The organism is Bradyrhizobium sp. AZCC 1610, assembly GCF_036924515.1.
Taxonomy (GTDB): domain Bacteria; phylum Pseudomonadota; class Alphaproteobacteria; order Rhizobiales; family Xanthobacteraceae; genus Bradyrhizobium.
The window spans coordinates 1,196,247-1,208,414 of record NZ_JAZHRR010000001.1 but is presented as its reverse complement, the minus strand read 5'-3'; the positions used below and the strand labels follow the sequence as shown (position 1 = coordinate 1,208,414).

At 58.5% G+C, this 12,168-nt stretch carries 9 protein-coding genes and 1 tRNA gene; 3 read left to right on the top strand and 7 right to left on the bottom strand.

All coding sequences use genetic code 11. The annotated features are described in order from the left end of the window. Positions 1 to 1,552: 1,552 nt before the first annotated feature. Together V1279_RS06000 and V1279_RS05995 are read right to left on the bottom strand one after the other, a co-directional pair. Complete coding sequence (locus V1279_RS06000; RefSeq protein WP_334433465.1) at positions 1,553 to 3,115, bottom strand: Do family serine endopeptidase; 1,563 nt, start codon at positions 3,113 to 3,115, stop codon at positions 1,553 to 1,555. A gap of 221 nt (positions 3,116 to 3,336) precedes the next feature. After that, positions 3,337 to 3,846: a tellurite resistance TerB family protein gene (locus V1279_RS05995; RefSeq protein ID WP_334433463.1), complete on the bottom strand. Its 510-nt coding sequence runs from the start codon at positions 3,844 to 3,846 to the stop codon at positions 3,337 to 3,339. Between the two features lie 428 nt (positions 3,847 to 4,274). On the opposite strand from V1279_RS05995, the gene sbmA reads away from it, so the two are divergent. Further along, positions 4,275 to 5,525 carry a peptide antibiotic transporter SbmA gene (gene sbmA, locus V1279_RS05990; protein ID WP_334433461.1) on the top strand — a complete coding sequence of 417 codons (1,251 nt, stop codon included), beginning with the start codon at positions 4,275 to 4,277 and terminating at the stop codon, positions 5,523 to 5,525. 99 nt (positions 5,526 to 5,624) lie between these two features. Here the strand turns inward: sbmA and V1279_RS05985 are convergent, their stop codons facing one another. Next, positions 5,625 to 6,098: a helix-turn-helix domain-containing protein gene (locus V1279_RS05985; RefSeq protein ID WP_334446225.1), complete on the bottom strand. Its 474-nt coding sequence runs from the start codon at positions 6,096 to 6,098 to the stop codon at positions 5,625 to 5,627. Between the two features lie 923 nt (positions 6,099 to 7,021). On the opposite strand from V1279_RS05985, the gene V1279_RS05980 reads away from it, so the two are divergent. Further along, the gene (locus V1279_RS05980; RefSeq protein ID WP_334433458.1) at positions 7,022 to 7,276 is read left to right on the top strand and encodes a hypothetical protein; all 255 of its coding nucleotides are present in this window, start codon (positions 7,022 to 7,024) and stop codon (positions 7,274 to 7,276) included. A gap of 61 nt (positions 7,277 to 7,337) precedes the next feature. Beyond that, positions 7,338 to 8,864 (top strand): hypothetical protein, encoded by a 1,527-nt coding sequence (locus V1279_RS05975; RefSeq protein WP_334433455.1) that lies wholly within the window; start codon positions 7,338 to 7,340, stop codon positions 8,862 to 8,864. 383 nt (positions 8,865 to 9,247) lie between these two features. On the opposite strand, the gene V1279_RS05970 is transcribed toward V1279_RS05975, so the two are convergent. The 4 genes from V1279_RS05970 to V1279_RS05955 all read right to left on the bottom strand — a co-directional run bounded on the left by V1279_RS05970 (position 9,248) and on the right by V1279_RS05955 (position 12,104). After that, positions 9,248 to 9,323 (bottom strand) — tRNA-Lys (locus tag V1279_RS05970). 164 nt (positions 9,324 to 9,487) lie between these two features. Next, the gene (locus V1279_RS05965) at positions 9,488 to 10,078 is read right to left on the bottom strand and encodes a Spy/CpxP family protein refolding chaperone (RefSeq protein WP_334433452.1); all 591 of its coding nucleotides are present in this window, start codon (positions 10,076 to 10,078) and stop codon (positions 9,488 to 9,490) included. 128 nt (positions 10,079 to 10,206) lie between these two features. Then, positions 10,207 to 11,532: a TRAP transporter large permease gene (locus V1279_RS05960; RefSeq protein WP_334433450.1), complete on the bottom strand. Its 1,326-nt coding sequence runs from the start codon at positions 11,530 to 11,532 to the stop codon at positions 10,207 to 10,209. After that, the gene (locus tag V1279_RS05955) at positions 11,529 to 12,104 is read right to left on the bottom strand and encodes a TRAP transporter small permease (RefSeq protein ID WP_334433448.1); all 576 of its coding nucleotides are present in this window, start codon (positions 12,102 to 12,104) and stop codon (positions 11,529 to 11,531) included. The genes V1279_RS05960 and V1279_RS05955 overlap by 4 nt, the downstream gene beginning before the upstream one ends. Positions 12,105 to 12,168: the final 64 nt, after the last annotated feature.

The following is a 12,168-nucleotide window of genomic DNA, read 5'->3' as shown; positions in this document are numbered from 1 at the left end:
CATGCGTCGGGTTCGATATTGGACCACGGTCCAATATCCTGTGAGAGAATTCCCCCGTAGCGTGCCCCGCCTGGGAAGCACAAACGGAAGACGGAACAATTTGCGAGGCTCTTGCAGTTTTTTGTCGGCCTAGTACCGCCTTGGTGGGACGGAGCGAGCGAATAGCACGCTTGGTGCTCGGGCTTCTTCGGCCTTATCGGGCTGGCTCGCTATTATCATCTTTATCGCGATGCTGGCTGAGATTGCTACAAGTCTGGCTGCACTATGGCCGCTTAAGCTTGTGCTCGACGATGCACTCGGCAAGCACCACCTGCCGCATTGGTTGGAGTGGGCGCACGACTACGGCTTTGGACGCCACACGCTGGGCGTCGACCCGTGCTACTTCGCTCACTGTCGGAGCATTGGCACAAACTGCACCCGCGAATTGGATTATCGTTGAGCTTTCAGGAGAAAGTAGAGCTGGCCGCCCGCGGGTGACATGCCGCCGAACTCAGGAGCGAAAGCGGCCAAAGGCCCTGAACGGCGAGAAGCTTCCGTGTCTGCTTCGGGGTCATTCGCGTCGGTCTGAGCCTGCACCGACCACTTCTGGTCTTCCCCAACAAACGGACGTTCTCAGGGTGCGTTGGCGTGTCTCAAAGGTGCCCAATCGCGGACACTCTCGTATGCTGGGCATGTCGCGACTTTTCGGCCACTCGCTGATGCCATGGATTAGAGCACTCACAATCTGAGACGATGGCGAACCGGCGAGGACATAGGCCATATGTCCGTGAAAGGAGACGATTCGTACAACTTTGCGGTTCGCTCCCTTTAGACCGCTCACTCGAATGACTTCATCGCGAAATGAAATCTCGGAACGCAGCTGCTCCCTCGTCGATGTCATAGCAGCTACGACTATCGACCGGCGATTGTGCGTCATGATCGAACAATTCTATCGAAAATAGCGGAGCCGCGTCAGAGTCGTCTTGCGAGATTTCGAGCATGCGAACCTCGTAATTTCCGAGTCGCGCGAGTGAAACTATTTTCGCGGCGCCGTCCGGAATACACAAGAGCTTGATATAGGCCCGTGTAATCCGCAATTTGCTGAACTCGATCTCTGATGCTTTGCACACGATTATTCTCGACGTTGAATATTGATGACGTCCATCATCGCTGCGTCGTGGCACGATGACCTGTCTTCAGGAGGTGGCCTGCCGCACGGGAGAGGATATCAAGTTGGCCGACAAGGTCCTGTGCCTCGGTCTAGGAGACAGGTTTCGGATCACCGTCATCTGAATACTCGACGAACTTTTTGTATTCCCAGCGTCCTCCACGGTTGCGTCGCCATACCATTCCCCAAACGAGCCGACCGGCAATCGATCGTCTCGGCATGATTACTCGCCAGAGATGCCAAGCATCAGACCTCCCCTGCCGCACATCTGAACGGGCGGCAGAATCAGTTTCGCTGCTGTTAGCCATCAGTGATCCGCGATATCCGAAAGACACTGAACTGGGCGCCGCGGCAACAGGATGGGCTGGCAGCGACAAAAATGCCGCTGCCAGCCAATTGAGTTGCCTAGCCGTTTGCGAGCGGCACAGCGACGTAACGGGACGCGTCGCCGGAGCGAAGGCGCATCAACACGCTGCTCTTCTTCTCGGTGCGCGCAGCTTCAAGCGCGTCGCCAACGTCGCCGGGTTTCATAACATTCTTCCCGGCAATCTCTAGAATCACATCGCCCTTTTTGACCCCGCGATCGGCAGCTGCGCTCTTCGGGTCTACCTTCATGATAACGACGCCTTCCTTGCTTGCGCCAACTGCCTTGCCCGCAGGGGCAAGGGTTAGACCCAGATGCGGAACGTCGGTACCATGAGCCGACCCTTTGCCATCGGCTCCACTGTCGGCCTTGGCTTGCTGAGCATTTGGCAGTTGACCAAGGGTCAGACTGACGACCTTGCTCTTGCCCTTGTGCAGAACGTCCAGCTTGACAGTGCTACCAGGTGCGAAGCCCCCAATGATGCGAGCGAGTTCACGGGCATCCTTGACCGACTGGCCATTTGCCGCAGTAATGACGTCGCCGGCCTCGACGCCGGCCTTTGCTGCAGGTCCATCCTTCTGGGGGTCAGCTACCAACGCACCCTGCGCTTGCTTCAAACCCATGCCGTCGGCGATATCCTGGGTTACCGGCTGAATCTGAACACCGATCCAACCGCGGCTGACGCTTCCGCTGTCCTTCAGCTGAGCGATCACGTTCTTTACAGTCGTTGCCGGGATCGAAAATGCGATGCCGACGCTGCCGCCGGATGGCGAATAGATCGCCGTGTTTACGCCGACGACCTCGCCCTGCATATTGAAAGCTGGGCCACCCGAATTGCCCTTGTTAACAGGCGCGTCGATCTGAATGAAATCGTCGTAAGGACCGCTTCCGATGTCACGGCCGCTGGCCGAAACGATGCCGGCGGTTACGGTACCACCCAAGCCAAACGGGTTGCCGACTGCAAGTACCCAATCACCAATTCTGGCCTTGCCCGCAGAAAGCTTCGCAAATGAAAAATCTGAACCGCCCTCGACTTTGATCAAGGCAAGGTCCGTCCGGGGATCTGTCCCGATGACCTTTGCGGTGTAGGTCTTTCCGGCGTCCGTCGTTACCTCGACCTTGTCGGCACCCTCAACGACATGGTTGTTGGTCACCGCGTATCCATCGGATGAAATGAAGAATCCGGAGCCTTGTCCCATCGTGCCATGCCGGCCGTTGCGCCCGGGATTCTGGAATTCGCCGTTCGGGCCGCCGAACTGACGAAAGAAGCGCTCCATAGGCGAACCCTGCTCGTCGGTGTCGTCCTTGTTGCTGGCGTCAGCGGCCTTGTCCTTCATCGTGACCTTGACCGAGATCACCGACGGCTTCACCCGCTCCACCACATCGGCAAAGCCGAGGGGTTGCTGGGTGGTGCCCGATGCGGCGTTAGCAGCCTGGGCATGGGCCGCGCTGCCAAAGACATCAATGCGATCGGGCGAAGCGCTGAAGCCATACACCGCGAGCCCGGTCACCACAGATGCCATCAACACCACTTTTCGTGCCGAGAAAAGGGAGCGCGTCTGCTCCCGATGAGAGGAGGATGCAGAATTGCGTTGGTCCGTCATAAGAGAGCTCCAGGTTGAGGATTCAGCGCGCAGTTGCGCGCGCTTATGCCGCTGCCGATACGGGCTCTCGAATTACGCGATGCTGACCAGAGAATTAATCTTTCGAAATGACTCGTGAAACTAAACGGGTCACCTTGGCTCAGAAATCAAATCACGACCGCTATTAGGAACTGTCCTCTGGTGAAGCCGCAAATCATCAAGGCGTTTTTGATTCTAATGGCTCAGAGTTGAGAAGATCGGCTCGCTTCTGAAGTCGCCGACATCAGCGCCACAGCGGCATTGTCAGCCAGCACCAGTTGACGAAGCGCGACACGTTGTCGCGATGACACTTCTAACAGATCCGCCGTACGCCAAATGATATTCGCTTCAAATTCATTTGGCTTCCCGTCAGCGTAAACTATCTCCCACATCATTCGGACGGTCTGGTAGCGGCCCTCGTCGTCGAGAACTTCCCTAAGCGTCCGGGTGAAACGATAGAGATCGACCGCAGTCCGAGCGGCCTCGGCCGACTGGTCGATCAATTGAGCGACAGTGAGATCGTCGAGTTGAAAGGCAGCTTTCAATAAAGCGTAAAGCTTTTTCCGCCGCCCGGCGGACATCTCGTCGTGAACGGTCGCCACACGCGTGAGCAATGCCGCGGTCGCGAGCCGGCTACTGTGTCCTTTGGCCGCGGTTTGCGGTCTCGCACTTTCAAAGAGATTTGGGATTAACGCCTTAATCGCTTCGAACATCGCGCACCGGCTTTCGTAATTATAAGCAATTGCGGAGACGCTTGACTGACCCTTTGCGACCACGGCCTGGTAGCAATCGGATAGCTGCTCTCCGAGACATCTGCGCGCGAATTAATAAGCCCCACCTTCCAAGGCAACCCTGCTTACAAAGCTTTAATCTGAACCTCCCAGAACGCACGGAAGGATGATTGACGAAACTTCACTAGGCTCGGCCTAAGCCGCCAGACTAGATGGAGCCATGTCCCGCAATTCAAATCATCAGGTATCTATGTTCATGTCCGCCGCGAAGGCGACAGACCCGTCGGCTTCAGGTGGAGTATTTTTCGTCGAAGAACGCCGTTGGGCGTACGCATTGCTCTGCCGGAATGGCCAGATGAAATAACCGGTTAGATCGCTATTTGCGCATCTTCCGTTTTCGGGACCTAATCATGTTCGTATCGTTCTTTCCTCGTCCGTTGGCTTTGACAGTTTCAGCCACGCTGTGGGGCGCCTTAGCGATTAGCTTCTGGTACACGTTCGGCTCTCAGACCGGCGAGTTGCTGGGATTTCACCTTCAGGCGTCTGGCACTAAGACAGTCGGCGCCGCCGCGTTTTGGTCGGCGCAATTCCTCTGGTTCTATCTCTATTTTGTCGTGGCAGTAGCGTTGTTCGCGTCGACCTGGATGCTTTTATCCCCCCACCCGTGGTCACGCTGGTCGATTCTTGGATCAGCGTTGATTTTGTTCACTTCCTACTTCCAGGTTCAGGTTAGCGTCGCGGTCAACGACTGGTACGGGCCGTTTTACGATCTCGTCCAGGCGGCGCTTTCGAAAGCCGAGCCCGTCACACTGCTTCAATTCTACCTCCAGCTTGCGACTTTTGCCGAAATCGCCTTCGTTGCCGTAACTGTCGGGGTCTTGACCAGATTCTTCGTCAGTCACTACATCTTTCGCTGGCGTACTGCGATGAACGATTATTACGCGACGCATTGGCCGCAGCTGCGCACCGTTGAGGGGGCCTCCCAGCGTGTTCAGGAAGATGCGATGCGGTTTGCGACCTCGATGGAAGGACTGGGCGTCAGTCTTGTCGATGCGATCATGACGCTCATTGCGTTTCTACCCGTCCTGGTCAGGCTTTCGACCAACGTGACAGAACTGCCTTTGATCGGTGCTATTCCGTATCCGCTGGTTGTGGCCGCATTACTTTGGGCGATGTTTGGAACGGCGTTTCTAGCGCTGATTGGTATGCGGCTGCCGGGACTAGAATTTCACAATCAGCGTGTGGAAGCAGCTTATCGGAAGGAACTTGTCCTGGGCGAGGACGACCCGGCTCGCGCGGTGCCACTCAAACTGCTCGACCTTTTTGCAGCGGTCCGCCAGAACTATTTTCGGGTCTATCTCAACTACATGTACTTCAATGTCGGCCGTATCCTGTATTTGCAGACGGACAACGTATTTCCTTACATTGTACTCGCACCGACTATTGTGGCCGGCAAGATCACGCTTGGTCCGTTGAACCAGATTCTCAATGCCTTCGCCCAGGTTCGATCGTCGTTCCAATTCCTTGTGAACTCGTGGCCCCGAATTGTAGAACTGATTTCGATCTATAAGCGCCTCAGAGCCTTTGAAAGCCGTATCGGCGGCGAGCCGAAGATATTCGCCGCAGCATTCTGTCGTCATTCATCGGCCACGTCATCTTGACCACATTCATAACGCCATCGGTATGCAAGTCGCCGTCAACTTCGGCGGGATTGGCCAAGTAGCATGACGCCTGCAAAACAACCCATGATGCCTCGCGATCTAGAGATATGATACTTCGCTAGCATCAGACTCGGCGGTCCCCACGCGACCGTGGGAGGTGCTACGGCGGCACCGCTCGGTTGCGGAACGCCTACCAAGCGTTTCCGAAGGACTTTCACCAAATGTTTTCCGGTACTCAACGGAAAAGCGCCCAAGCTCAACGAAGCCAAATGAGGTCGCGATTTCAGTGACGGTCACATAACGACCGCGGGCCAACAGCAGCGCCCGCCTTGCTCCCGATAATCTCAACATCCGCAGGCGTCGACAGGGCGGTAGGCCTCGGATCTTCTGAAAAGCTTTGCGCAGGGTTCGCTCGCTGACGGCCAGCGCTCGACAGAGTGTGGGAATATCGAGCGGGGTTTGAAAGTTGGCCAAGGCAAATCTCTCAGCCTGCTCGACCAGTTCGTGGTTTGGCTTACCCACACGCTTGCCAAACGTGAGGACCACGGATGGAGTGCCGTTACAATTGAACATTGCAGCAGCCCCAATTTGCGAACGCGCCATTAACGGCTCACAATGGAAACACTGCATCGACAAACGTCAGATTGATATTGCCCTTTGGGCCAACTATGCGGGCACTGGATTGGAATGACCCGCTCGCCGACGCTCCTGCTGCGAAGGCTATTCGGCGAGCCACCGATGTCGAACTTCCCCTTGGGCGCCTTTTTGACGAGCTTCCGTGCATGCGCAGTACGAAAGTGGGAATCTTTCGGGTAGCGGCTCGGTGGCGATTTCCGGCAAACAAAGGGCCGACCACTGGGCGGACTTTGCAATTATGATTAGAAACTCGAACACCCTATTTGCCCGGTTGCCCTTGGGTTTCTGGCGCAACACACCAAGTAGATCCCCGCCCTGCCCCTCAACTTGTCCCTCGGGCCAGATTTTAACGAAAAACTCCTATATGTGAATATGTTAGCATGTGAGCTCGAATCCTGCCCCCCAGATTAGTAGTTTAAAGGTCCGAAAGGTGAAAACCACCAGCGGCCGCACGCGACACACACGCCCCAAATCCAGATTCGATTGCCACGTACTGCACCAGTTTCGCACTAAAGACGACCGCAACGACGCAACGAACGGACACGAACTCACCAAAAACGTGGGAAACCAACGGCAGCGACTTTTGTTCTGCCGCTCATAACGGTCTGGTTGCAGGTTCGCACAAAGCTGGCGCGAATGCGCGAAGTGACAGCGCCGCATGCATCCTATTTGCACTCCAAATAAGCCGAATTCCCTACGTCTGGGGCGTGCGCTTTTCACCTTCGTTCTCGTCTGCTCCCATGTTGCATCGACTCTGATCAAAGGAGGGAAGATTGACGCGGCGTTGCGGAGTTATGCATTTGCACCTGCCGAATAGTCCAGAGAGGATGGTGCAACCCTATTCTTCGACCGAGGTTGCAATGGCGATAGGCATCTCACTGGACACTTTCTATCGCACGCGCCAAATCCGGCACGAGCGCGACGGCTTGCCAGCGCCGATCAGCGAACGCGGGCCGCTCAAATGGGAACGTACTGGCTTCGACGCCTGGCTGACTCGACATCATCCCATGCGCCCGAAGACGATCGCTAATGACACATTCGTGCCACCGCCGGCAGCAAGCGATGAAGAACATCGCGAACGGCTGAAAACGGCCTATGGGCATCATGGCACTTGACATTCAAGATCGTGCTAGATTCCAATAGGTGCCTTCTCTTGCTTCGGCACGAAGGCTTTCTATGGCAGATCCGAAATTTCCCTATGTGAAGTGGCGTGACGGTCGTCCGCGCTCATCACATGGCGCTTACGCAAGAGCGCTCGGCTTTGTCGACGCAGACCTGCGCCATCCGCCCCACGATGAAAAGAGCCGTCCGGTCGGCGCGTGGTTCAATCTTCAGGAGGCTTCCGAATTTTCCGACAAACGAAGATCGGAAATTGAGGCGGCGCGGCGCGCTGGCAAACTGCCCAAAAAGATTATCGTACGGAAGCGTACTACGATTGAGGATCTTCTCGACGACTGGAGCAAATCGGCTGAGTTCAAGGCATTGGCGGCCGCCTCGCAATCGTCCTATCGCAAGTGCATTTCCGCTATCCTCTATCGGCCGCAAACGCGCGAGGCTGCTGCGAAGATGCGTGCCGAGATCCGCGCCGCAAGATTGCTGGGCGTGGCCGAGCCCGCGCGCGAACTCGAGGCGATCGCGACCGCGACGCCATCGTCTATCGGCAAGCCGGAACTCCGAGCGTTCTACAACTATGCGAAATCGGTACGTGGCCATCATATGGCGCTGGCGATGATCGCGACGCTGTCAGCGGCATTCACCTGGGGTCAGGAAAGCATCCTGTGGCGCCTCGGACCCAACCCGCGAGAGGGTATGGAGTTCGATCATCCGGACGGCCGCGTCGTGCTGGTCGCGATGCGGGAATTTTCCGCGTGGGTCGCCGCAGCCGATGTGATCGAACGGGCCTCGATCGGCGACAGCTTCTATCTCGCGCTGTTCACCGGGCAGCGCCAGACCGACCGTCTGATTATGCGCGACGAGAGCGACGTCGCGGGACGGCATGCGTTCCGGCAAAGCAAGACTGGTGAACTCGTCGACATCAAGGAGGCGCCACAACTTAGCGCACGACTAATCGCTTCGCGCGCACGGATAAAGGCGCTCAAGCTGCGGCTTCAGCTTGAGACGGTGCCGCTTGAACTCGTCGTCAACGAGGACAATGGCGAACCTTATGACGAGAGCACCTATCGCCATTGGGTGTCGACGGCGCGCGCCGTCGCCGTGTTCGGCTTTCTCGCGCGCGACACCGTGCGCCGGGCGATCGTCCGCGCTGAGCGATTGACCACCGAACTGATCAGAACTGTCGACGGGCTGTTCGCGTCTTTTCCGCTCAATGAAGAGAACAAGGCGCAGCGCGCTCGCGCAGTGGATCAGCGCGCACGTGTTCTGGCGGCATGGCTGGAGGCGCAGGCGGCGCGCGACAGCAATGGCGATGACGGAGCATGGCGCCTCAAGCCGTGCCCGTCGCTGATGTTCATCAATGGCGCCGGCGAACTCGACCAAAAGCACGACCAGGACCTGCGCGATACCTGTGTCATGCTGCTCGATCGCGCCGGCTGCGACCTGTTGACGATCTGCGACATTACCGGGCACTCGTACCGAAGCGCACAGACGATCGTGAAGCACTACCGCGCCCGCAATGCCGATCGTGCCGATGCCGGCATCGACCGGCTCGAATTGCAGGTGCGTAAGGAAGGGATGAAGGGCTGATCGCCGACCTGGCCGAATCTCATTTCGGCGGCGGCTTGCAGCCGTGGAAGATGCTGTGCTGCTCGGCGTAGCAATATTCGGGATCCTCGGCGATGACGAACGCTATCGCGTCGATCGCTTACCGAGCGCCACCAGCGCCTCGCACGCGGCCCGATCCGAGCTGGGGGGCCGCTCTGAGTGTAATTTCGAAGCCGGCTCGAGCACCTGGTCCAAGCACACTCGACGGTGCACGGCGCTCCTCCCGGTATCGCCAAGAACCTTAAAAGACGTCCGTCAAACTCGTCGCACGGCGTGCGACGTGCGATCCCAAAAAGCGTCGCACGAGACCCGTTTTGTTCTCGGTAACCTTTCTTCTAACTTATTGAAGAAGAACGCTTTCGCGATGGTGGGCGCACCAGGGCTCGAACCTGGGACCCGCTGATTAAGAGTCAGCTGCTCTACCAACTGAGCTATGCGCCCGGATCTTGATCCGGAAGGTCCTTTGCAAGAGGGCGTCGTTTAGCAAAGCGACCTCGGGATGTCCAGCAAGCCGGAGCAAGTTTTCCCGGGCTTTGGCGGCTCGCCGCCATGGCAAAAGCCGCTGGATTTCAGCGGCTTCCGCCGAGGTCACGGGCAAGCGGCGATCACAGCCGTTCGGGGCCGCCCCGGTCCGGGCCGCCATCCCGGTCATAACGGTCGCGGTCGTAGCCATGGTGGCGGTCGAAGTCGCGGTCCCTGCCCATTTCGCGCTCGAACCGGTGATGGCGCCAGCCTTCCCTGCCCCCGAACCGGCCCATATGGGTCAGAACGGCCAGCCGGCGCTTCTGGCCGTCATCGAGCGTCTTGTAGAGCGGGTCGGCCGCCTCGGCGATCTTCTTCATGGCCGCCGCCGTGGCCGCCATATTCTCGGCCCGGTCACGCAGCCGCGCCACCGGATCGTCCGGCTTCTGCTGGCTGGAATCGTCCCTCGGCGGGTTCATCCGCGCGTTGGCGCGATCGATTCTGAGCTTGGCGAACTCCCTGACCGCGGCCTCGACGGGCGCCCACAGCTTTTCCTGCTCGGCCGTCAATTTGAGGCCGGCATGCACGGCCGCAATCCGCGCGTCGGCATAGGCCGCCCTGTCCTCCGGGCTCATCCGCGAAAAGCCGTGGCCCCAATGACGATGCTGGGCATAGACGGCGGTCGAACCGGCGATGGCAAGAACCGCGACCGCTGCGATGGCGAACTTCCTCATGCGAACCTCCTGTGAAAAGGTTGCCTGAAGATGGGCTCGCCTCAGCCGGCCTTCAACTTAAAGGTTGGCAAAGGAGGCTTCCCTTACCAAGATGTAATGCGAGGCCGTTTGATCCAATGCGCGAACGGCTACAGCATGCCGAGCGCACGCGGCAACCACAGCGAAAGCTCCGGCACGAAGGTGACGATGCCGAGGAAGATCAGCATGGTCAAAAGCCACGGCCACACCGCGATCGTCAGCTCCGTGATGCCCATCTTGGCGATGCCGGACGCCACGTAGAGGTTGAGGCCTACCGGCGGATGGCACATGCCGACTTCCATGTTGACGACCATCAGGATGCCGAGGTGCACCGGGTGGATGCCGAGCTTGACCGCCACCGGAAACAGGATCGGCGCCATGATCAGGACGATCGAGGATGGCTCCATCACATTGCCTGCGATCAGCAGCAACAAGTTCACGATCAGGAGGAAGATGATCCAGTCGACGCCGACCGAAGTGATCCAGGCTGCGATCTGCTGGGGAATGTTTTCGTTCGCCATCAGGAACGAGAACAGCACCGCGTTGGTGATGATGTAGAGGATCATCGCGCTCATGTTGGCGGAGCCGAGCAGCACCTTCGGCACGTCCCGCAGCGACATGTCGCGATAGACGAATACCGCGATGACGAAGGCGTAGACCGCGCTGATGGCGGCGGCTTCCGTCGGCGTGAACATGCCCGCATAGATGCCGCCGAGCACGATGATGATCAGCAGCAATCCCCACATGCACTTGCGGAACGCCGTGAAGCGCTCCGACCAGCTTGCCCGCGGCAATCGCGGATAGTCGTTTTTCCAGGCGCGGTAGAAGGTCGTCAAGCCCAGCAACGTCGCCAGCATCGCGCCCGGGATGACGCCCGCCATGAACATCTGACCGACAGAGGCCGACGAAACGCGATGCCCGGCGGGATCGAGCGCAATGCTGCCGCCGGTCGCCACGCAATAGATCACCATCACGATCGAGGGCGGAATCAGGATACCGAGCGCACCCGAGGTGGCGATGACGCCAGCCCCGAAGCGCTTGGGGAATCCCTGCTTCACCATCGCCGGCAACATGATCGCGCCGATCGCGATCACGGTCGCCGGCGACGAACCGGACACCGCGGCAAACAACGCGCAAGCCATCACGCCCGCGAGCCCGAGCCCACCATACCAGTGCCCGACCATGGAGGTCGCGAAATTGATCATGCGGCGCGCCACGCCGCCATGGGTCAGGAAGTTTCCGGCGAGGATGAAGAACGGGATCGCCATGATCTCGAAATTGTCGATCCCGGTGAACAGCTTCAGCGCCACCGACTCGGTCGGCACGTTGGTCATGGTGAAGATGAAGGTCAGCACCGTCATGCCGAGCGCGATCGAGATCGGCATGCCCGTCAGCATCAAGGCGACCAGCAGTCCGAAGATGAATACGCTGGTCATCGCGTCACCTCCGCGACGCCGGCGCCGGGCGCTTCGACGTCAACCCCCTCGACATGGGCGTGGTCATGATGCGGCAATTCGCCCGTGTAGAAGTAGCGATAGGCGACCTGCAGGAATCGGAAGCACATCAAATAGGAGCCCAGGGGAATGCAGAGATAGATGAACCAGCTCGGGATCTCGAGGTCGGGCGAGACCTGATCGGTGTACATCAATCCGATCACGAACTTCGCGCCCATGGTGCCGATCACGGCGGTGAAAAACGCGCCGCAGAACAGCCCGAACAGCACCACCGCATTGCGCCAAGGCGATCTGAGCTGGTTGACCACCACGTCGACGCCGACATGGATGCCGGTGCGCACGCCATAGGCCGCGCCGAACTTGGCCACCCACACGAACATGTAGATGCACAGTTCCTGCGCCCAGGACATATGGATCGGGAACAGGATCGGATACAGGAACGGAATCCCGATAAGATAGCGGTGCATCACCGCCAGAAAGATGATGAAGGTCGCGAGCCCCATCAGCGTCGCGATCAATATCTCCTCAAGCCGATCGAGGATGCGAAGCAGCATCAACTTCCCCCTGAAAGGCCGGCCCCTTTGTCACGGCCTGCCCTGCGCTATTCCTGGCTGCGCC

Bases quoted from the DNA above. Each gene is read 5' to 3' on its own strand.
- sbmA (WP_334433461.1), top strand. From the start codon at position 4,275: ATGTTCGTATCGTTCTTTCCTCGTCCGTTGGCTTTGACAGTTTCAGCC.
- V1279_RS05985 (WP_334446225.1), bottom strand. From the start codon at position 6,098: ATGTTCAATTGTAACGGCACTCCATCCGTGGTCCTCACGTTTGGCAAG.
- V1279_RS05960 (WP_334433450.1), bottom strand. From the start codon at position 11,532: ATGACCAGCGTATTCATCTTCGGACTGCTGGTCGCCTTGATGCTGACG.
- V1279_RS05995 (WP_334433463.1), bottom strand. From the start codon at position 3,846: ATGTTCGAAGCGATTAAGGCGTTAATCCCAAATCTCTTTGAAAGTGCG.
- V1279_RS06000 (WP_334433465.1), bottom strand. From the start codon at position 3,115: ATGACGGACCAACGCAATTCTGCATCCTCCTCTCATCGGGAGCAGACG.
- V1279_RS05965 (WP_334433452.1), bottom strand. From the start codon at position 10,078: ATGAGGAAGTTCGCCATCGCAGCGGTCGCGGTTCTTGCCATCGCCGGT.
- V1279_RS05975 (WP_334433455.1), top strand. From the start codon at position 7,338: ATGGCAGATCCGAAATTTCCCTATGTGAAGTGGCGTGACGGTCGTCCG.
- V1279_RS05980 (WP_334433458.1), top strand. From the start codon at position 7,022: ATGGCGATAGGCATCTCACTGGACACTTTCTATCGCACGCGCCAAATC.
- V1279_RS05955 (WP_334433448.1), bottom strand. From the start codon at position 12,104: ATGCTGCTTCGCATCCTCGATCGGCTTGAGGAGATATTGATCGCGACG.